Genomic DNA, 18,390 nt, shown 5'->3' on the forward strand with positions numbered 1-18,390 from the left:
CGCGGTGAAGTGGCGTGTCACTCGTACTGTACTAGGTGCGCGCACCGAACACTCGCCGCGCGCGATAGGGTCAGTACAACTTTCGGGGTGGCAAAGAGCGGCGAATCTGCTTGCGCAATCTCGCTACGGCGGCCGCCTTCTTCCGCTTGCGCTCCGTGGTGGGCTTTTCATATGCCGTGCGGGCACGCAACTCTTTGATCAAGCCAGTGCTTTCGATCGAACGACGGAAACGCCGGAGTGCAACCTCGACGGGCTCATTGGGCTTCGGGATAACAGTGGTCAAATCATTCCTTTGAGTTCAATGGGAGAAAAAGGCACCGCACGCCTGTGCGAAACCAAAGGTGCCGCATGCTCGTGCAAAACATCAGCCAAAGCCACTAACGGCTGGCCCCTCACATGTCGATCACCGACGCGCCGTCCACCTTGCCGTCGATGATGTCTTGTCCTTGCTGGCAAGCGGCGCGTCGGGCCACGCCGAAATCGGCAAACACATGTTCCTGGTCTACCTTGAACACGCGGCCCGTGCCCGCGACGCCGTCTGTTCCCAGACGACAGATGCGCACGGCAACGTCATAACCTTCGGCATAGCGCGAGTGACCGTCGAAACGGTTGAATTGGCGCGCGAAAACAAGCGGACGAAGCTCGAACCCCTTGTATAGAAGTCGCAGCGGTGTCGACATAGTCGCTCCTCGACAAGGGACATCGGTCACTATACACGCAAATCACGGAGGGAGTCCCGATATTCTGGTGCGCCGAGAATATCGGTGAGGCTACCCTCAAATCAGGGCCGTTCTAAATCTGCTTTGGCTGCCTAAGGCGCGCCGCCTTGTTTCGCCGCGGCCGTTTATGCTGCAATGACCGCGCCGGCTCGCGATAGCGCTAATTACTCATCAGCCGCATCAAACGCATGCTCGTCACCACCGTCAGAGCCGGAGGCTGCCGCCGCGCAAGCGGCACCTTGAAGCGATCGCCGCGCTGCCTCCAGCATGCGCCATAACGTCGGGGAAGCGAGCTGTCGTCGATCGACGGCGGACACGACAAGGCCGGTGCCTTGACACCAGAACGCAATGCCAGCTGACGGGAAAGTGTCCGCCGGCACATGCGTCGATCCGGCATCGGCATCTGCCGAGCCGGGTTCATCGCCTTTCATATCGCAATCGCGTAATCGAACTTCAGGTCCGTGGCGGCATGACCGCCATGTAACCCCCAGTTATCGAGCGGCTCTTCACGCAACAGGACTAGGATGCGGGATGGATCAACCTGGCGGGCCTTCGCAACCTCTGCGACAACGCGCTCGTAAAGTCGACGCTTGACATCGAGTGAGCGGCCGGCGAACAGTGTGATCTCGATCCCCAAATACTCGCCGGTGCCCGCCGGCGGATAAAAATCCTCCGGTTCGAACGTCTGGTATCTCGCTTGCAATTCGTTCGAGCTGACACCCAGTGTGTGTCGCAGTACGCTGAACAGCAAGTCGACGAGTCGAGCCTTCTCGTCCGCTGTGCGCGGCCGCTGCTCTTCAATTTTAATGAGTGGCATGACCAGTTATCCTAAGAAATGGCTAGTGGATTTTTGGTAAAACAAGCGTAGGCACGAGACTGCATCTCGGCAAGGCGACTGACTGTCCTCGATAGATCATGCGCACCTTCGAGACCATCAAGCGCATCACTGATTGCAATGTCCGACGCGAGACAGACACCACACTTGCGGTCGTACAGGATGTCGATCAACCACACCAGACGCTGCAATGTATCGGGATTATCCAGTGCCGTCGCGCGGACGTTGTCGATGATGACCCATCGCCAGCGATCAGCCAGCGCCAGGTAATCGATATGTGAACGCTGCGCCATGCAAAGCACGTCGAAATCCGCCCACACCGTTGACTCCCCCGCGGCGCTCACCGGCAACGGCCGACCCGCCAACTCCACAACGCCAGGTTGCAGCGCAGCTTCGCCTTCCCGAGCGACGAAAATGCCGCGCAACGGCTCGCGAGCCAGCGCAAGCGGTGAAAAAAACCGGGGCTGCGCGATATCTGCATCACTGAACCGGTAATCGCGCGGTCCATCGAAATGCACGATCGTGAAATGACGCTTGATCATGTCGATCGTCGGTGCGAAACGCGTGTGGTATTCCCGGTTCGGCAGCAGATCGTCCGGCGCATAGTTCGATGTGAGCACAATACGCACGCCCTCGGCGATAGCAGTCGTCAGAAAGCGCCCAATGAGAAACGCATCAGCGATGTCATGCACGTGAAATTCATCAAAGCACAGCAGATCGACGCCATGCAGCCAAGCCTTCGCGACGTCCGCGAGCCGATCGCTGCTGCGCGGTGCCTTCACCAGCCTGCAATGGATGTCCCGCAAAAACTCATGAAAATGAATCCGCCGCTTGGATCCTCGCGCGAGCTGAAAAACCGCATCGACGACCATGCTCTTGCCGCGTCCGGGTAGACCATAGCAATACACGCCATGCAACCGGTGCCGCGCACCTAACCAGCGCCGGCCCGGTGTCACAAGCAGCATGCATAACGCTTCGATCGCCCGTCGCTGGCTTGCGTCTGGCTCAATTCCGCTGCTGCGAAGCGAGGCTACGACTTGCGCGTCATCGAGCATGCGCGGCCTCCTCCCGTGGCGGCAGAAATGTCTCCAACAGCGGCCGCAGACTACGCGCACGCGTGGACAGCAGGCAGTCGAGCGCCGCATACTGGTCCTCTAAGGCCTTGTCCTGCGAAAGCTTGATGCGCGCCTCCTCATGCTCGACGTGCACGCGCAACGCGAGCACGCCCGGCGCGAACCGCGCCACCCGTTCATCATTCGCATCAAACTGCCATTGCGCATCGCCGCGCTGCAAGCGGGCCGCTGTCTCGCGCAACACCTCAATCTTCTGCGCCAGGTCGGTCACGACATGCACGGAGCCCACCAGATGGACGGCCACGTAGTTCCACGTCGGAAGTTGCCGTGTCACGTACGCTTCGGGCGGGATATAACTGTCAGGTCCGGTGAATACGATGCGCGCACGCGTCGTGTTGACACCACAGAACTGAGGGTTGGCCGCATCGACATGGCCGAATAGATTGCGCGACTGGCGCTCGCGAAAAAGCGGGACATGGCTCGCGTGAAGTAGTCCCGCGTCCGTACTGACGATCAACGCAAGCGGAAAGCTATCGATGATCGCGTCGATCCGCTCCGGATCAGTAAAGCGGAACGCATCATAATGAAACGAAACGGGTTGATTCGCTAGAAGTTCCATTTTTGTCCGTATCATGGATGGCCGCAATGGCCGTGGCAGAAGACGCGACTGCATGCGAGCCGGCGTATGCCACGGGGCGTGACAGCTGCGCGTAGAGCGAGCGCGCAATGGCCTCGGAGCGCAACGCCAGCAGACTGAACGAGCCGGAGTCTCCCATGCCGTGGGATGACTCGCATAACCCGTTTAGATACAACGATGCATCCGGCGCCACGGCACACGAGAAATGCACGCGGTAGTCGAACGACACGTCCAGGTGCCCGCGGCTCAAGTCGAGCAGCGGCGCCAGCTGCCGCAGCAGCGGTGGATAGGGCTCATAGCGTGGACCGTCGCCAATGTCAAGAAAGCCCGTTGCCAGAACAACCAGGTCGAAGCAATCGAGCGCATGTTCACCACTCACTGAGTTGACGAGCGCCAGGCGAATCCCGTCTTCTGTGGCCGTCACAGCGTCGACGTACGTATTGGTCCGTATCACTAGACCCTCGCGTCCCAATATCCGGTTCACGTAGCGCTTGACGTACAGCGAATCGAGTACGTCCTTGTCCGCCGAAGCATAATTGGTCGGCATCAGTTCCGCGCGCAACCGATTGCGCGTTGCCTGGTCCGCAAAAAAGAATGTTTTGACAAATTCAGGAAAATAAACCTCGTCAGAAAACGGGCTCGTGTCCTTCTGCCGGAACGCAAAGTTACGCGTGATGCCGACAACCGAAGTGCACGAGCCGGTACCGTACGCGTGCAGCAAAATCTCCACTGCGCTCTGGCTACCACCAATGACCGCGATTCGCGGCTTGCGTCCGCCGTCACACGCCCGTCGCAGCGCAAAGAGATAATCATTTAAGTGGACAATGCGCGGATCGTCAAAGCCGGCGAACTGCACCGGCACGTTCGGTGTACGCCCCGGCGCGACGACGACCGAGCGGGCCCGCCATGTGCGGCCGGTGCAATCGCGCACTGCATAGCCCTCCAGTAGTCCAGAACGCGCGTCGATGACCGGCTCGATGCACGTCACGTCTACGCCATAGCGAACTTGATGCGCGAAGAAGCTGGCCACCCACTGCACGTACTGCGCATACTCGATCCGCAATGGAAACGACAGCCCGAGGTTCAAGTGCTCGAATAATCGCCCGTTTTCGAACAGGAAATTGGTGAACGAATAGCGACTGCGTGGATTGCGCGGCGTGACCAGATCGCGCAGCGGATGGTTCTGAATGTCCGACTCCTCCAACAGCATGCCCTGCTGCCAGTACGCCGCATCGTGCTTTTCGAGAAATAAAACGTCGAGGCCGTCGGTCAGCTCTTCGATCGCTACGGCAAGCGCAATGTTGGCGGGGCCAAAACCGATTCCAATCACATCGTGAACGCAAGGTTCAAGCGCCGTGGCGGCGTCGTGTCCTGCTTTCATAAGGTCTCCGATACAGGAATGTGAGCGTTGCGGCTAACGCCGGCGGGGGTAAGCAACGACGCATCCACCGCGCTGGTCACCGTCGACAACGCTCGTCCAAGACGAGCGAGTATTTCGTCCGTTTCAGCCTCTGTAATGATCAGCGGCGGCAGCAGCCGCAGCACCGCACCGTGACGTCCTCCCGTCTCAATGATCAAGCCTGCGTCCAGGCAAGCATGCTTGATGCGCCGCGCCAGCTCCCCTGCTGCTGGCGGCAATCCGCGCGCATCCAGCGGACCGTGCGGATCAACGATCTCAACACCGAGCATCAGGCCGCGGCCACGCACGTCGCCGATACACGTGTAGCGCTGTTGCAACGATTCGAGGCCGGCGCGCAGCCTGGCCCCGCGCTCAGCTGCCTGCTGCGCGATGCCGTGCGAGCGTAGAAATTCGAGCGTGGCGGCACCCGCAACCAGTGCGATCTGGTTGCCGCGAAACGTCCCCGCATGGGCACCAGGTCGCCAGCCGTCGTAGCAGCGCCGATAGGCAAGCACGGACAGTGGAAAACCACCGCCTACTGCCTTAGACATGACGATCGCGTCCGGTATGATGCCCGCCACCTCATGCGCGAACATGGTGCCGGTACGACCGAAGCCGGTCTGCACCTCATCAATAACAAGCGGAATTTGATGACGCAGCGCCAGCTCAGACAATCCGGCCAACCAGTCGGCACTGGCCGGAATGCAGCCACCCTCGCCCTGCACCGCTTCCAACAGAATCAGTGCGGGCTTCGTGATGCCGCTCTCCGGATCCTCAAGAAGATGGCGGATATACGTCAACGACAACGCATCGCTTTGTGCACCGCCCACGCCGAACGGGCATCGATAAGCATTCGGATAAGGCAAAAAATGCACTTCCGCCATCGCCCCGGCCACGCTTTCTTTCGGCCCCCGGTTGCCCATCAGACTCAACGCGCCCATCGTCATGCCGTGATACGCGCCATGAAATGCCAGTACCGACCGCCGGCCTGTGACCGTCTTGAATAGTTTGATCGCCGCCTCGACCGCGTCGGAGCCGGTCGGCCCACAAAACTGAAGCTTGGCATCGTTGGCAAACTGCGGCGGCAATACGCGATATAACGCCTCGACAAACTCAATCTTCGCCGGCGTCGCGATGTCCAATGCCTGCAGGATGTGGCCCGATGCGAGAAACTGGCTGACCCGCTCCATGACGTACGGGTGATTGTGTCCCAACGGCAACGCACCGGCGCACGCGAGGCAGTCCAAATACTGACGGCCTTCACTATCGTAGACTGTCGCAAGCTCTGCTCGCGTGAGGACGCGAGTGATCGAGCGCGCATACGTACGGGCATTAGACTCACAATGCTCGAGCATGGACAATGCGTCTAGCGTCTGCTTATGCATGATACGACTCCTTTGAATGCTCACTGCTGGCATGCTGCTGCATGCCAGCAGACTGGCGCACACCGCAATGCGCTGTTGCAGCCTCACCTAGCGCACGCAACCAGCGTCGATACTCCACCGCGAGGCGGTCGCTGCGCACATGCATCTCTTCGCGCAGATCCAGTGGCAGCCGATAGGGACGCTGCGATTCGACGATGTGGCGATCCTGTTCAAACACCCGGTCCTGGCGCTGGAGAATTTGTGCGTCGCTCAAGTTTTCACCGAAGTTAATCGCCACAATAAGCTGTATCACGCACTCGTCCTCATCAACGGGCGTCGCATTCAGAAACGTGCAAAAGCGTTCAGTCACGCCGGTCTTCTTCGAGAAATAAGCGGTCGTGGGCCGAAAAGCGTGATAGGTATAACGAGCGTTAACCGGGATCCCACGGTGATCGCCATACGGCTGAAATACCTCGATTTCCGATGTTTCAAGTCCGTTTTGCGTCATTTTCACTTCGTAGTCCTCAATTTTATCGGGACAATTTGGATCGCCGTTCAGGTTTGCATGCACGAAAGGAAAATGCGAAGCATCGAGGAAGTTCTCCACTGAGCGCAAGGCGTTCGCCCGATAGTGGTAAGGTCCCGCATACACCTTGCGGAAACTCGCGTCATCCCATTCGGGGAACGGCGGCACATCAAGCGCCGGTTGTCCGACACAGACCCAGACTAGTCCGTAGCGCTCAGTGACACGGTACACGCGGACAAGCCGCTGCGCAGGAGGCGTTTGGTCCGGATGCGCAGGTACTTTCGTACATTGTCCCGACGACGCATAACGCCATCCATGATAAGGGCACTCAATTTCTCCGTCGCGCACGCAGCCCAGCGAAAGTCGCGCGCCACGGTGGCCGCAATAATCGAGCCACGCGTTGATGCCGGTATGGTCCCGCCACAGCACCAAGTCCTCGCCCAGCAAGCGCACAGCAAACGGCATATCGCGCGCCACATCGTTCGAGCGGGCGACCACGTGCCATTGGTCGCGCAGCGCCCGGTAGTCGAGGGCGTCCCGGTCCCACTTTCCAGAATAGATCATTATTCGCCTCATCACGCAAATAGGTCGGGTTCACGTTGGCCGTCATACTGCCATGACGGATCGCGCCAGCCATTGACGTCGTAATCGGCAAGACACTGCTCGACGAGCGACTTGCATTGGTCGATCGCGCCACATGCGGTGGAATGGTTCAGCATGTCCAGCCGTACCTGCTCATGGTTACCTGCATAGTTGTACTCATAAAGCTCGTGCCGGCCGCCAAACTCGCTGCCGATCGCGTCCCACAGCAACTTCACAAGCTGGAGCCGCTCCTGTGCGCTCGAATCGGTGCCTTGAAAGTATGTATCGATGAGCCCACGCAATGCGGGATTGCGCATGTCCGCGGAACTGGCCACCTGCATGATCAGCGAGCCACCGAGGATCGTGTCGAAAATCGGCTTGATGTGGGTCATCACCTGCGCGCCGAAGTACCGCACGGTCGCCGCCGCTTCGAGTCGCGGTACGACAGAGCCGTCGCTGCGCTTTTGCGGCGCAATGCACATCGCTTCGGTCATCGCCCACATCGCGTTGCGCCAGCCAACCACATCGGCCACCTTCGTGCGCACGCCCCTGAATTCGTAGCTGCCGTTCGATTCGAGCAGCTTAACCAACGCGCCGCATAGGAAATCCAATTTGACCGCGAGCCGCGTGCCGGATTGCAACGGATAACGGTTCAGGAATCCCGAGGCCGAATAGAAACTGCGCGCCTTCGGTATGTCCCGGTAGATCAACACGTTTTCCCATGGCACGAATACGCCATCAAAAATCAGCACCGAATCATTCTCGTCAAAACGGCTGGACAACGGATTGTCAAATGGACTCAACGACGACGCTTCGTATGAGCGCCGACAAACAATCTTCAAGTTTGGCGTGCCCATCGGCAAAATAAAGCACAGCGCAAAATCCTCCTCCCGCCCCTGCTGGTACTGCGTTGCACTGTTCTGTGCGACGAACGTGGCATTCGAGATCGCCGCACTGGTCGCTACCATCTTGGCGCCACGCACGACGATACCGTCGTCACGCTCTTTCTCCACATGCAGATAGACGTCACGCATGCTGTCAATCGCCTTGGCCCGGCCCACCGGTGGATTCACCAGGACATGGTTCATAAACAGCACCTTGCGCGCCGTCTCGTGATACCAGCGGACCGCATTATCGCGGAACGGGTCGTAGAAGTCAGGATCGGACAGCAACGTTGCGGTAAAACCCGCCTTATAGTCGGGCGTGCGCCCCATGAAGCCATATGACAGCCGCGACCAGTGTGCGATTGCGGCGCGGGCCTGCAGCAAGTCGTCGGCCGAACGCGCTGGGGTGAAATAGCGATGCGTGCGATACCCGGACGGATCCAATGTCGTCATGGTGTCTCGGGACGCCGGTGCGTGCAGTGCATCGTACAACCGAGCGATTGACCTCGCACTGTTGCGAAACGCCACGTGCTGCGTGACGGATCGAACCTTTTCACCATAGATGAACACTTCACGGCCGTCGTCGAGACTGGCGAGATACTCGTCAGCCGTCAACATTTCGTCCTGCTCGGCGGCTTTCAACTTCAATGCCGCGGATGTGCTTTGAGTCATGGATACTCCTGGTAACGTTGAGTCTTACCGCGACGGCCTACAGCGCCATGGAACCGCCCGATCCTACCGGGTATAACCTATGAAATTGACGAAAAATACCGCACCAGCAAAAACACGCCGGATACAAGAATGACGCTATTCACCAGCTTGACGAATTGCTCACGCGAGAGCTTCAGCGTGATGTGGCGTCCCATCCACACACCAGCCAGCATGCCTGGCGCGAGCAGCACCGCGAGCAGTAGCAGGCTGCGGTTGGCATAGACGCCGGCCGCCAGGAACATCACCAGCCTGGTGAGCGTCGACAAGCCAATCAGCGTGGTTTGCGTGACGCGGATATGCTCCTTGTTTTCAAGCCGCCCCTGCAAGTAAATCGCATAAATAAAACCGCCACTGCCAAATAACGCGCTGAAAATGCCGCCCACAAGGCCAAAAGGCACCGACGACCATGAACGCAATTGTGTCATTGGTCGATAGCCACTTAGCGAGTATGCCGCGTAACCCATCACAAAAATTCCAAGTAGCAGCAACAGCAGATCCGGTTTCGTCGCCAACAAGATCACCGCACCGATTCCGCTGCCGGCAACCATCAAAGGAACCAGTCGCTTCAATTCGTCAAGCTCGGCTTTTCTGCCGTCTCGCACCACATTCGTGGTGGCCGCACAAAAATCCAGCAATGCAAGCAGCGGAACAATGTGCGATACCGGTATGAAATGGGCCAACAGCGGACTGGCCACCAGTGCAGTGCCAAACCCAGTCATACCAAACACGACATACGCTAATGCGATCCCTAGCCATACGATGAACACATGCGTTACAGTCAGATCAAATATCAATTGTGATCCCTTGATTGATTGCTATTTTGGTGTTATCTACCGGCCACTCGAAATAGGGGAAAACCACAGAATCCATTGTGACCCTTATTTATCAGACCAGTTATTTGGTCTAACCGCCAAATCCGCAGGCAATATATCTCGCTGAATTTGGGCCAACCAATATAATTTTGGCAAAGTGCTATCTCAATGAGGCATGGAGCATGATGTCGCTACGGCAGCTGCGCTACTTTGTGGAAATCGTCGAGGCGGGCAGCTACAGCCTTGCCGCCGAGCGGCTTTTCATCGCGCAATCCGCATTGAGCAGGCAGATCAAGGAGCTAGAGGCAACGGCACAAGTGCAGCTACTCGTGCGCGGTGCGCGCCGGATTGAGCTGACCCGGGCTGGAAAGGCGCTGTATGATGGCGCAAAGCGTCTACTGTTCAACCTCAATGAAACGCTTGTGCAGACGCGTCATGCGGATCGTGGCGAACAAGGCATCATCCGCCTAGTCCATTCAAGCTCGGTGCCATTGGCTGGACCCTTGCTGGAACGCGTTCGATGCTATCTTGACGCCAACGAGCACGTTTCAGTGCAGGTGTCCCAAATGCCGTCAGAAGAGCAGATGGCGAGTATCGAGCAAGGCGTGAACGATGTCGGCTTTGTACGACTGCCTGTTCACCTAGAATTTCCCGGTGTGCGAGTTGACGAGCTTTATTCAGAGCCACTGATGCTTGCCGTCAGCGCCACGCATCCGCTTGCGGTACGCGAAGCCGTCTCGATTGCCGAGCTACGCGAGGAGCCGTTTGTATCACTGCCGCATCACGAACGAGGCGGGCTCAGTTTTCGTGTCGCGGAATTGTGCATGAAAAACGGCTACTTTCCGCGTTCGGCTCGCGTGACATCACGCAAGACAACACAACTGAGTCTGATCGAAGCGGGTTTCGGCGTATCGCTGGTCGCGGAAAGCATGCGCTTGATCGCGCCAGCAGGCGTGCGCTTCATTCGGCTTGCCGGCACCGGCAATACCACTGCCGTTGCGATGCTGTACCGAAGCAATGCATCCGCACTCGTCCAAGCGTTTGTGGCGGCAACCATGGAAAAAAACTGAGCACCGATCCCGGCTTGCGGCGGCCCATCCCTCAGCAAGCGCACGGGTATTGACTCACGTCAATACAGGGCGTGAACGCCCGTTCGACAATATGCATGGCTCACCCACAACATTGCACAAGAGGACTACACCATGAACGCACTTTATCGTATCGCAGCCGGCATGCTGCTCGCGGCGCCCGTTTTGTTCACGGCGCCCGTCCATGCCGAGCAAGGTGATATCTTGGCCCGCTTGCGCGCGATCAGCATTCAGCCCAACGTGTCGGCCGGCGGCACACTCGGCCAACTTGGCACCGGGGTCAACAATGCGATCGTTCCGGAACTCGATTTCACGTACATGGCAACACGCAACATCGGCATCGAGTTGATCCTTGGAACATCACGGCACCAGGTTACATCCAACATCGGCGCATTGGGTGGTGTCAACGTGCTGCCGCCTACGTTGTTGTTGCAATATCATTTCAATCCGGGCAGCACGATCCGCCCGTATGTGGGCGCCGGGTTGAACTACACCTATTTCTATAACGATGGGCTGCATGCGGGCGACACGCCGGTGTCAATCAAGCATTCCAGTTTCGGCCCGGCGCTACAGGCTGGCGTGGACGTGCAAATGACCAAGCGCATCTTCGTCAACGCCGATATCAAGAAGATCTGGATGCGCACCAGCGCATCGATCGGCGACACGCAGCTTGGTTCATTGAAGATCGATCCGCTGGTGGTAGGCATCGGCGTTGGGATGCGCTTCTGATACGCTCGCGCCAATAACAACAAGCAGACGTTTGCACCGCCAGCGTGATCGCGTCCATCGTGCGGCCCGCTTGGCGGCCAACTCGGTCTCGCCCTGCACGTGCAACGCCGACTCTGTGTACCGACTCATGCGCGACTACGGGTTGTGGACCGACGTCGCCGGCGAGCCGAGCCCGCTCGGCGTCATTTCTGGCAGGGTCAGTTTTGGTTGGCTCGTCATCCATTGGCTTAGCACCGATTGCCCCGGCGCGCGACCACGGGGTGCCAACCAGTTGCCGCGGGCCGCATGCCATGCTTGGTATGCGCGCTCGACCCGACGCAAGTCCGCCTCCCGCCCGCTCGCATGCATCTCATCCAATTCCGGTACGTCCAGCGCGAACGCCTCGCAGTGTGGATAGTCACGCACGCGCAGCGCCGGTGCAATCGTCGTGAAATACGCGGTACTCGGCACGCCAAAGCCTGCCGCCACGTGTACCGCAGCTGTGTCGGACGTCACCACGTGGCGGGCATGGGCGATCCAACTCAGAAAGCTCGCCGTATCGGGCGACAGCGCGGCAATATCCGTATAGTGCTCGTGCTCCAGCGCGCCGAAGCCCAGCACCGGCAAGCCGAAAGTACGCCACATCTCATCGACGATCGACACGCGCACGGCGGCCGGGATACTGCGCACCGGCGTGCTCGCCTCCGGACAAAGCAACGTGTAGCCACGCGCACGCCACGCCCCACCGGGGGCTGGTAAGGGCAGCGTGGTGAGCCATTCGTTCGCCTTGTACCGCGCGGGCACGGCGTGAGGCGCCATGCCGAGCGCGAACAAGAAAAAATCAATCATTGGCCGGGTCGCGAAGCCCGGCCAGAAAAGATGGTTGCCAACGTCGATGGCAAGCTCGGTTGCCGGAATCGAGTCGAGCGGCACCGGCAAGTCGATCACGCCGCCGAAGCGGGGTGCCGCCAATGCATACAGTTGCTTCACGTAATCCGGCGCATGGGCGGGCCGGTAGATCGTCACCGACAACGACGGATACAGGCGTCGGATTGCATCGAGCGCGCTCAATCCAATGATCGAGTCGCCGAGCGTGACGCCCATGCCATTGATCAGATGCAAATGCGTTGGCTGGCGATAGTCAATCGTGAAGGGCGCCGCATTCGCATTGCGGATCCAGCTGACTGCCGACAACGGCCGGTAGCCCTGCGCCCGCTTGCCGGTCACCTCTAAGTCATACGAAGCCACCACGTGGGCGTGCGGCGACAGCAGTGAGCCAGGGCTTGACAGTGCAGACACCTCGTCAAGCGTGGTCATGGCGTGCCGGTCTAAACAACGATTCCCCTGCCTTGTTTTCCTGCTTACGAGCGCGGCAGCTTCTTGCTCTGTGCATCTGCGCCCAACAACAATCCCAGTGTCGCTTCTGGGCAAATCACGCGCTCGGTGAGGCGCTCAATCTTCGCCTGCGGCGCTTTGACTGCACCGGCAAGCGACACACCCTTGTCATTCATCTTGATCACAGCCGTAAGCACGTCCCAGACCTTGTCGGTCACCCCCATTATGGCTTGCTCCCCGTCGTCGCCCCAATACGCTTGTTCAATCCTGCGATAAACGACAGAGCGTCATCGATTGCACCATTCACTTCTTTCGTGGACGCGTTCACGCACTCGATCAGTGCGAACCTGTCCGCCGCGCCTCCGGTCGGGATGAAGTCCTGCGCAGCTTGATGCATGAGTTCGCTCACGTTCAATAACAGATGAGCACCTCGCAGAGCCAGCTCGTACATTATTCGTTCTCGCTGAAATAGTGGCCAAAGCGCTTGCGCTTGGTCCAGATATAGCGTTCATTTTCCTCGCGCATTGGGATGGCGAGGTCGACGCGGTCATGCACGGGAATACCATGGCGCCGTAGCGTGTCGAACTTGTCCGGATTGTTGCTCATCAATCGTACCGACGACACGCCGAGCCAGCGCAGGATGCTCGCGGCTGAATCGTATTCGCGCGCATCATCGGGCAGCCCGAGGTCCCGGTTTGCATCGATCGTGTCGCGGCCCTGCTCCTGCAGTGCGTACGCGAGAATCTTGTTCGACAATCCGATGCCGCGTCCTTCGTGTCCGCGCAGATACAGCAGCACGCCTGCCGCTTCAGCCGCGATCTGGCGCAGCGCCGCGTCCAGCTGCTCACCGCAATCGCAGCGGAACGAGCCGAGCACGTCGCCGGTCAGGCACTCCGAATGCAGCCGTGTGAGCACCGCCTCGCGCGTGCGCACCTCCCCCATGACCAGGGCTAGGTGCTCCGTGCCATCGCCCCTGACGCGAAACACGTGGGACGCAAAAGTCCCATAGCGGGTCGGCAGCGTCGCGCTGGCAATATGTGCCGCGCATTCGCTGGCCTCGTCAAAATGTTGTTGCTGCATCGTAACCTCAATCATTCGCACCGCCCCAAGGGCTTCGGATGCAAGTCTACCGCGTCGTGGCGTCTGCTGCCGCACGCGCGCCGCGTGGAATGCATCCGCTTTGCGGATTGCTCAGTGTACGAGCGCATTGAGATCGATGCGCCGCATTAGGTGATACGGCATGATGCTGATGCGCCGGCGGTCGCCGCCCGGCTTGCGCGTTTCGTCGAGTGGCACGGGCGTGACGAGTTCCGTGCTTCGGCGCGCCATCGCGTCAGGCCTTCCAGTGCGTCACGATTTCCTGTACCAATGGTTCGAACACGAGTCGCCCCATACCACCGGCAAGACTATCGAGTCTTGCCAGGCAAAACAAGGGGCAAAGCGAACGCAGGATTACGATAACGATGTCTGATATCACATCGGTTTGACGCGACTACCCCAGGTGCGAAGGCACGCCAGCCCAGACGCTGGAGCCGCTGCATGTGCACGCGGGCGATCTGGTCCATATGCGGCCATTTCTCAGCGCCGAGAACAGCACACGCTGCGCGCGCCCGCCTTTACGACGATAATGCAAGGGTGCGTGCGCGCGCCCGGGCGCACCAATGGTCCCTCACACCAGGAGAACGCCAGCATGTACCACCGCATCCTTGTGGCCATCGACGGCAGCCACACCTCGCGCCATGCATTCAACGCCGCGCTCGATCTGGCAGCGTCCGAGGGCGCGCAGCTCCAGCCGGTCTTCATCATCGATGACGTCCCGCTCTACTACTCGGTGCCCGGCTACGATCCGTCAATCGTCGTGCGCGCGCAGACCGCGGAAGGTCAACGGGTGATCGACGAGGCGGCTGACGCGATGCGTGCTCGAGGCATCGCTGGCACGCCGCAGATATTGACGACATCGTCCCTCGAAGGGATCGCCGAGTGTATCGTGCGGGCGGCGCAAGCGTTCAACGCGGACCTGCTCGTGCTCGGTACCCATGGACGGCGCGGCGTGCGCCGACTGGTGCTAGGCAGCGTGGCGGAACAGACGCTGCGGCTCGCGCAGCGACCGGTGTTGCTGATTCCATCGGCGAGCCACGCACCACAAGCGGCGCCGTCGAACATCGCGAACGGTTAATACCGCTCACTGCACCACACATCACACACCATACAACACGCATCACGCATCGTGATGCTTGCATGCGCACGCTTGCGCGGGCATCATGACTTTATTGGGCACCGTTGCGTCCCGCTGCGGCTGGCCACGAGGCAGCATCCAACCCAATGGAGGAAACCGCAATGTGGTACTTCTGCTGGATACTAGGTATCGGCGTGGCGCTGGGCTTCGGCGTGATCAACGCGATGTGGCTGGAAAGCGAAGGGAACCTGGCGCGGATGCGATCCGACTCGCTGAGCGGTCGCGACTGTCGTTGGCGTGACTGGTCTGGTCCGCATGAACCACCCCGCGCGTGCCCAGTCGCGCTGCACCGGGTGGGCTGCGGGCGGCCACGACGATGACACGATTACTTTTCTTTTGCGGGCACGCCGGCACCGGCAAGACCACGCTGGCCAAGCAACTGGTTCCGGCGTTGCTTGAGGCCACGCGTGAGCCGCTGTGCCTGCTCGACAAGGACACGCTGTACGGCCGCTACAGCGCAGCCGCGATGCAGGCGCTCACGCACGACCCGAACGACCGCGACAGCCCAGTCTATCTACAGACATTGCGTGGCCCTGAATACGAAGGGCTGCTCGACACCGCGCGCGAAAACGTGTCGCTGGGCATCAGCGCGGTTGTCGTCGGCCCGCTATCACGGGAGGTGCGCGACCGGCGGATCTTCGATCGCGAGTGGCTGCACGTGCCGGCGCATGTCGACGTGCACTGGGTCTGGGTCAGCGTGTCGGAACATATCGCGCACGAGCGCATCGTGCGGCGCGCGAACGTTAATGACGCATACAAGCTCGCGCATTGGGACACCTACCGCCAACGACGTTTCGAGCCTGATCCGGCCGACTACCCCCAACTGCTGATTTTCGACAACAGTGCACCATGCGACGCAGACCGGCGTATGCTGCGAGATCGGCTCCTCGCACCCGCCCGTCCCGCTGCGTCCGCTACCCCCGCTACCCCCGCTACCCCCGCTACCCCCGCTGCCGACAGGCCGCCGTTCACGCCGGGATGAGTTCCCGCTTCGGCTGTCCCGTATATAGGCAGCCAGCATGCCCCTGGCCGCGACGCGCGTGTCATGCGAACTCGCGTCCGAGCTCGACCTCAGACACCGGCTCGATCTCCTTGCCCAGCGCGTACTGCTCTTCCATCGAACCGATCACTGCCTCTAAGTAGGCGCGTAGCACGGCTTCGGCCCGCGCACGCTCGTTGGGCGGCGCGGCCGCATAGCGCGTCAGACTCGAATCGACGAACACCACGTCGAGCTTGACCTTGGCATGCCGCCGCGAAAAGGGCGAGACTGTCCAGTCAATGCGCAGTGCCGGATGGCCGGCCTCGGTCTGCGTATCGGTGAAGTGGGCGGTTTCCGGCAACAGGTCGCTGACGACGCGGGCAAGGTGCTCACGCAGCGGATCGTTAAAGAGAAAAGGCGGACGGGCCATGGATGAAGAGCTTCGAAAGAGTGCCGAGGCTATCATAATAGGCCGCTGCAAGTCGGGAGGGCAGCAGCCCTATGACGTTAGCCGCCGCGCCCAGCTTGCCGTGGCCACCGCCCTAAGCACACGTTAAGGTGACTGCGATATCCTTGGGCGCTTGTCATTTCTGAAATCGTGCCGCGCCAATCAATGGAATCCTTGAATCAAACGCTGTTCCTGTTACTCAACGCAAGCGCGCCGTCGCCAGCGATGCACGCGTTGATGTCGTTTTGCGCGAATGCGCTGATCTGGGCCATGCCGGCGACGCTCGTCGCCGGCTGGTTGCGCGTGCCAAGCCGCGCGCGCCCAACGCACGAGGGGACCTCCGCCACTGCCACCGGCCGCCCGCAAGCATGCCGTGGCCATTTCGTCGAAGCCGCACTGGCCGCCGCGCTCGGCATGGGCATCGCCCAGATCATCGGGGCAATGTGGCCCCACCCCCGGCCGTTCGCGATCGGCTTGGGGCACGCATGGATTGCCCACGTTGATGACGCATCGCTGCCCAGCGACCATACCACGCTCGCCTTTTCAGTCGCCTGCAGCCTACTGCTGCACACCGGCACTCGGGTGGCCGGAGCGGCCTTGGCGTTGGCCGGGCTCATGGTTGGCTGGGCTCGCATTTATGCGGGCATCCATTTCCCGCTGGATGTCGGCTGCGGCATGCTGCTCGGCATGGCGTGTGCCGTGCTCGCTCACCGTCTCGCACCCTGGGTGGTGCCGCCGCTGTTGCGCCGCAGTGAGCCGCCCTATCGGTTTCTGTGCGCGGCGCTGATCCGGCGCGGCTGGGCGGTCGCGTAGGACGCAGGATCGATTCCTGTACGCCGATCGCGCACGATGACACTCACTGCTCAAGCGCATCCAGCGCCGCCCGTGTAGGCAAGCCTTCGCTGTCGCCGATGACCTGAATTGCCAACGCGCCGATTCGATTGCCGCGCTCGACTGCGTGCCGGACCGCGCGCCCCTGCAGCAGCGCACTGATCACCCCGACCGCAAAGCCATCGCCGGCGCCGACCGTGTCCACCACTCGCTCGACGTAGACACCCGGCACGATGCCCTCATCATCGCCGTGCCGATAGTACGCGCCGTGCGCGCCGAGCTTGACCACCACGCCACGCGCGCCGCGCTCGATGTAGAAGCGCGCGATCGCGGCCGGATCGTCGCTACCAGTCAACACCGCGCCTTCCTCCACGCCCGGCAACACCCAATCGGCGAGCGCCGCCAACGCATTAATTTGCTCGACCATCGCTTCGCGCGACGGCCATAGCGTCGGACGCAGATTCGGGTCGAACGACACTGTCTTGCCGGCCCCGCGCATTTCGCGGGCCAATTTGAATGCCAACTCGCGGGAGCTTTCCGAGATGGCCGCGGCGACGCCAGTTAGGTGCAAGTGCCGCGCGCCGAGCACGTAGTCGGCCGCATAGTCGTCGAGCGACAGGTGGCTTGCCGCCGAGCCGCGACGAAAATGCTCGACCTGCGGATCGCTGCCGTCATCGGCTCGGCTTTTCAGTTGGAAGCCGGTCGGATAGCGCGGATCGACCGTCACATGCGTTGCATCGATCCCCTCTTGGGCCAATACGTCCAGTACATAGCGACCGAATGAATCCGCGCCGACGCGGCTGATCCAGCCAACACGGAAACCGAGCCGCGCGAGCCCGGTGGCGACGTTCAGGTCCGCGCCGGCAATGCGTTTGGTGAAATGCTTGACGTGGGCAAGGTCATGAGCACGCTCAGTCGCCACGAACAGCGCCATCGCTTCGCCGTAGGTCATCACATCCAGCGGCAACAGGGTTTTGATCATTGTTCATCCTCGACTGCCAGCGCAGTCTTAATCTATGCCGGGTCCTTGAGGTTAGCGCAGTCCTGTCCATGCCGGGCCTTTGTTGGCCGGCGCAGTCCTGTCCATGTCGAGCCCTTGACGGCCAGCGCAGTCCTGTCCATGGCGAGCCTTTGAAGGTCAGCACAGTCCTGATCTATGGCGAGCCTTTGACGCGGCCAGCGCAGTCCCGCCATGTCGGACCCTTGGCGGCCAGCGCAGTCCT

General features: G+C 60.5%; 23 protein-coding genes and 1 pseudogene. 6 read left to right on the plus strand and 18 right to left on the minus strand.

All coding sequences use genetic code 11. From position 1 onward, the window contains the following. Positions 1–70 precede the first annotated feature (70 nt). The 11 genes from rpsU to IHE30_RS07255 all read right to left on the minus strand — a co-directional run bounded on the left by rpsU (position 71) and on the right by IHE30_RS07255 (position 9,524). Positions 71–283 (minus strand): 30S ribosomal protein S21, encoded by a 213-nt coding sequence (gene rpsU, locus IHE30_RS07205; RefSeq protein ID WP_076788066.1) that lies wholly within the window; start codon positions 281–283, stop codon positions 71–73. 109 nt (positions 284–392) lie between these two features. Then, positions 393–680 carry a hypothetical protein gene (locus IHE30_RS07210; protein ID WP_337689699.1) on the minus strand — a complete coding sequence of 96 codons (288 nt, stop codon included), beginning with the start codon at positions 678–680 and terminating at the stop codon, positions 393–395. A 203-nt stretch (positions 681–883) separates the two neighbouring features. Further along, a complete protein-coding gene (locus tag IHE30_RS07215) occupies positions 884–1,150 on the minus strand; it encodes a hypothetical protein (protein ID WP_337689700.1) in 267 nt (88 codons plus the stop codon). Next, complete coding sequence (locus tag IHE30_RS07220) at positions 1,147–1,536, minus strand: tautomerase family protein (protein WP_337689701.1); 390 nt, start codon at positions 1,534–1,536, stop codon at positions 1,147–1,149. Before IHE30_RS07220 ends, IHE30_RS07215 begins: the two co-directional genes overlap by 4 nt. An 11-nt stretch (positions 1,537–1,547) precedes the next feature. Further along, the gene (gene zapE, locus IHE30_RS07225; RefSeq protein ID WP_337689702.1) at positions 1,548–2,609 is read right to left on the minus strand and encodes a cell division protein ZapE; all 1,062 of its coding nucleotides are present in this window, start codon (positions 2,607–2,609) and stop codon (positions 1,548–1,550) included. Continuing rightward, complete coding sequence (locus tag IHE30_RS07230; protein ID WP_337689703.1) at positions 2,599–3,246, minus strand: FMN-binding negative transcriptional regulator; 648 nt, start codon at positions 3,244–3,246, stop codon at positions 2,599–2,601. The genes zapE and IHE30_RS07230 overlap by 11 nt, the downstream gene beginning before the upstream one ends. Further along, complete coding sequence (locus IHE30_RS07235) at positions 3,206–4,645, minus strand: SidA/IucD/PvdA family monooxygenase (protein WP_337689704.1); 1,440 nt, start codon at positions 4,643–4,645, stop codon at positions 3,206–3,208. The genes IHE30_RS07230 and IHE30_RS07235 overlap by 41 nt, the downstream gene beginning before the upstream one ends. Next, positions 4,642–6,048 carry a diaminobutyrate--2-oxoglutarate transaminase family protein gene (locus IHE30_RS07240; protein ID WP_337689705.1) on the minus strand — a complete coding sequence of 469 codons (1,407 nt, stop codon included), beginning with the start codon at positions 6,046–6,048 and terminating at the stop codon, positions 4,642–4,644. The genes IHE30_RS07235 and IHE30_RS07240 overlap by 4 nt, the downstream gene beginning before the upstream one ends. Continuing rightward, a complete protein-coding gene (locus IHE30_RS07245) occupies positions 6,041–7,117 on the minus strand; it encodes an aromatic ring-hydroxylating dioxygenase subunit alpha (protein WP_337689706.1) in 1,077 nt (358 codons plus the stop codon). The genes IHE30_RS07240 and IHE30_RS07245 overlap by 8 nt, the downstream gene beginning before the upstream one ends. A gap of 11 nt (positions 7,118–7,128) precedes the next feature. Beyond that, positions 7,129–8,691, minus strand: a complete 1,563-nt coding sequence (locus tag IHE30_RS07250) for a 4-hydroxyphenylacetate 3-hydroxylase family protein (RefSeq protein ID WP_337689707.1) — start codon at positions 8,689–8,691, stop codon at positions 7,129–7,131. A gap of 77 nt (positions 8,692–8,768) precedes the next feature. Further along, positions 8,769–9,524: a sulfite exporter TauE/SafE family protein gene (locus tag IHE30_RS07255; RefSeq protein WP_337689708.1), complete on the minus strand. Its 756-nt coding sequence runs from the start codon at positions 9,522–9,524 to the stop codon at positions 8,769–8,771. 200 nt (positions 9,525–9,724) lie between these two features. On the opposite strand from IHE30_RS07255, the gene IHE30_RS07260 reads away from it, so the two are divergent. Together IHE30_RS07260 and IHE30_RS07265 are read left to right on the plus strand one after the other, a co-directional pair. Next, positions 9,725–10,612: a LysR substrate-binding domain-containing protein gene (locus tag IHE30_RS07260; RefSeq protein WP_337689709.1), complete on the plus strand. Its 888-nt coding sequence runs from the start codon at positions 9,725–9,727 to the stop codon at positions 10,610–10,612. A gap of 132 nt (positions 10,613–10,744) precedes the next feature. Further along, the gene (locus IHE30_RS07265; RefSeq protein WP_443193618.1) at positions 10,745–11,359 is read left to right on the plus strand and encodes an OmpW/AlkL family protein; all 615 of its coding nucleotides are present in this window, start codon (positions 10,745–10,747) and stop codon (positions 11,357–11,359) included. Positions 11,360–11,494: 135 nt separating this feature from the next. Here the strand turns inward: IHE30_RS07265 and IHE30_RS07270 are convergent, their stop codons facing one another. The 5 genes from IHE30_RS07270 to IHE30_RS07290 form a co-directional block, all read right to left on the minus strand. Continuing rightward, positions 11,495–12,655 (minus strand): glycosyltransferase family 9 protein, encoded by a 1,161-nt coding sequence (locus tag IHE30_RS07270; protein WP_337689710.1) that lies wholly within the window; start codon positions 12,653–12,655, stop codon positions 11,495–11,497. A gap of 44 nt (positions 12,656–12,699) precedes the next feature. Beyond that, positions 12,700–12,897 carry a hypothetical protein gene (locus IHE30_RS07275; RefSeq protein ID WP_337689711.1) on the minus strand — a complete coding sequence of 66 codons (198 nt, stop codon included), beginning with the start codon at positions 12,895–12,897 and terminating at the stop codon, positions 12,700–12,702. Further along, positions 12,897–13,124 (minus strand): hypothetical protein, encoded by a 228-nt coding sequence (locus IHE30_RS07280; protein ID WP_337689712.1) that lies wholly within the window; start codon positions 13,122–13,124, stop codon positions 12,897–12,899. Before IHE30_RS07280 ends, IHE30_RS07275 begins: the two co-directional genes overlap by 1 nt. After that, the gene (ribA, locus tag IHE30_RS07285) at positions 13,124–13,753 is read right to left on the minus strand and encodes a GTP cyclohydrolase II (RefSeq protein WP_337689713.1); all 630 of its coding nucleotides are present in this window, start codon (positions 13,751–13,753) and stop codon (positions 13,124–13,126) included. The genes IHE30_RS07280 and ribA overlap by 1 nt, the downstream gene beginning before the upstream one ends. A gap of 111 nt (positions 13,754–13,864) precedes the next feature. Then, positions 13,865–14,002: a hypothetical protein gene (locus IHE30_RS07290; RefSeq protein ID WP_337689714.1), complete on the minus strand. Its 138-nt coding sequence runs from the start codon at positions 14,000–14,002 to the stop codon at positions 13,865–13,867. Between the two features lie 361 nt (positions 14,003–14,363). On the opposite strand from IHE30_RS07290, the gene IHE30_RS07295 reads away from it, so the two are divergent. The 3 genes and pseudogenes from IHE30_RS07295 (at position 14,364) to IHE30_RS07305 (ending at position 15,891) form a co-directional block, all read left to right on the plus strand. Further along, on the plus strand, positions 14,364–14,849 hold the full coding sequence (locus IHE30_RS07295) for a universal stress protein (RefSeq protein ID WP_337689715.1): 486 nt from the start codon (positions 14,364–14,366) through the stop codon (positions 14,847–14,849). A gap of 161 nt (positions 14,850–15,010) precedes the next feature. After that, positions 15,011–15,100: pseudogene (gene cydX, locus IHE30_RS07300) on the plus strand (cytochrome bd-I oxidase subunit CydX); the annotation flags it as partial. A 125-nt stretch (positions 15,101–15,225) separates the two neighbouring features. Continuing rightward, positions 15,226–15,891, plus strand: a complete 666-nt coding sequence (locus tag IHE30_RS07305; RefSeq protein ID WP_337689716.1) for an AAA family ATPase — start codon at positions 15,226–15,228, stop codon at positions 15,889–15,891. 61 nt (positions 15,892–15,952) lie between these two features. Here IHE30_RS07305 and IHE30_RS07310 read toward each other — a convergent pair whose 3' ends face one another. Next, the gene (locus IHE30_RS07310) at positions 15,953–16,318 is read right to left on the minus strand and encodes a DUF3022 domain-containing protein (protein ID WP_337689717.1); all 366 of its coding nucleotides are present in this window, start codon (positions 16,316–16,318) and stop codon (positions 15,953–15,955) included. 183 nt (positions 16,319–16,501) lie between these two features. Here IHE30_RS07310 and IHE30_RS07315 point away from each other — a divergent pair, with 183 nt between their 5' ends. Beyond that, positions 16,502–17,149: a phosphatase PAP2 family protein gene (locus IHE30_RS07315; RefSeq protein WP_337689812.1), complete on the plus strand. Its 648-nt coding sequence runs from the start codon at positions 16,502–16,504 to the stop codon at positions 17,147–17,149. Positions 17,150–17,192: 43 nt separating this feature from the next. On the opposite strand, the gene IHE30_RS07320 is transcribed toward IHE30_RS07315, so the two are convergent. After that, positions 17,193–18,149, minus strand: coding sequence for a sugar kinase (locus IHE30_RS07320; protein ID WP_337689718.1), 957 nt, complete (start codon positions 18,147–18,149; stop codon positions 17,193–17,195). Between the last annotated feature and the right edge of the window lie 241 nt (positions 18,150–18,390).

This window comes from Mycetohabitans sp. B46, from assembly GCF_037389205.1.
Classification (GTDB): Bacteria; Pseudomonadota; Gammaproteobacteria; order Burkholderiales; family Burkholderiaceae; genus Mycetohabitans.

Coding starts and splice junctions, on each gene's coding strand:
- IHE30_RS07210 (WP_337689699.1), bottom strand. CDS start 680: ATGTCGACACCGCTGCGACTTCTATACAAGGGGTTCGAGCTTCGTCCG.
- IHE30_RS07215 (WP_337689700.1), bottom strand. CDS start 1,150: ATGAAAGGCGATGAACCCGGCTCGGCAGATGCCGATGCCGGATCGACG.
- IHE30_RS07220 (WP_337689701.1), bottom strand. CDS start 1,536: ATGCCACTCATTAAAATTGAAGAGCAGCGGCCGCGCACAGCGGACGAG.
- zapE (WP_337689702.1), bottom strand. CDS start 2,609: ATGCTCGATGACGCGCAAGTCGTAGCCTCGCTTCGCAGCAGCGGAATT.
- IHE30_RS07230 (WP_337689703.1), bottom strand. CDS start 3,246: ATGGAACTTCTAGCGAATCAACCCGTTTCGTTTCATTATGATGCGTTC.
- IHE30_RS07235 (WP_337689704.1), bottom strand. CDS start 4,645: ATGAAAGCAGGACACGACGCCGCCACGGCGCTTGAACCTTGCGTTCAC.
- IHE30_RS07240 (WP_337689705.1), bottom strand. CDS start 6,048: ATGCATAAGCAGACGCTAGACGCATTGTCCATGCTCGAGCATTGTGAG.
- IHE30_RS07245 (WP_337689706.1), bottom strand. CDS start 7,117: ATGATCTATTCTGGAAAGTGGGACCGGGACGCCCTCGACTACCGGGCG.
- IHE30_RS07250 (WP_337689707.1), bottom strand. CDS start 8,691: ATGACTCAAAGCACATCCGCGGCATTGAAGTTGAAAGCCGCCGAGCAG.
- IHE30_RS07260 (WP_337689709.1), top strand. CDS start 9,725: ATGATGTCGCTACGGCAGCTGCGCTACTTTGTGGAAATCGTCGAGGCG.
- IHE30_RS07265 (WP_443193618.1), top strand. CDS start 10,745: ATGAACGCACTTTATCGTATCGCAGCCGGCATGCTGCTCGCGGCGCCC.
- IHE30_RS07270 (WP_337689710.1), bottom strand. CDS start 12,655: ATGACCACGCTTGACGAGGTGTCTGCACTGTCAAGCCCTGGCTCACTG.
- IHE30_RS07275 (WP_337689711.1), bottom strand. CDS start 12,897: ATGGGGGTGACCGACAAGGTCTGGGACGTGCTTACGGCTGTGATCAAG.
- IHE30_RS07280 (WP_337689712.1), bottom strand. CDS start 13,124: ATGTACGAGCTGGCTCTGCGAGGTGCTCATCTGTTATTGAACGTGAGC.
- ribA (WP_337689713.1), bottom strand. CDS start 13,753: ATGCAGCAACAACATTTTGACGAGGCCAGCGAATGCGCGGCACATATT.
- IHE30_RS07290 (WP_337689714.1), bottom strand. CDS start 14,002: ATGGCGCGCCGAAGCACGGAACTCGTCACGCCCGTGCCACTCGACGAA.
- IHE30_RS07295 (WP_337689715.1), top strand. CDS start 14,364: ATGTACCACCGCATCCTTGTGGCCATCGACGGCAGCCACACCTCGCGC.
- IHE30_RS07305 (WP_337689716.1), top strand. CDS start 15,226: ATGACACGATTACTTTTCTTTTGCGGGCACGCCGGCACCGGCAAGACC.
- IHE30_RS07310 (WP_337689717.1), bottom strand. CDS start 16,318: ATGGCCCGTCCGCCTTTTCTCTTTAACGATCCGCTGCGTGAGCACCTT.
- IHE30_RS07315 (WP_337689812.1), top strand. CDS start 16,502: ATGGAATCCTTGAATCAAACGCTGTTCCTGTTACTCAACGCAAGCGCG.
- IHE30_RS07320 (WP_337689718.1), bottom strand. CDS start 18,149: ATGATCAAAACCCTGTTGCCGCTGGATGTGATGACCTACGGCGAAGCG.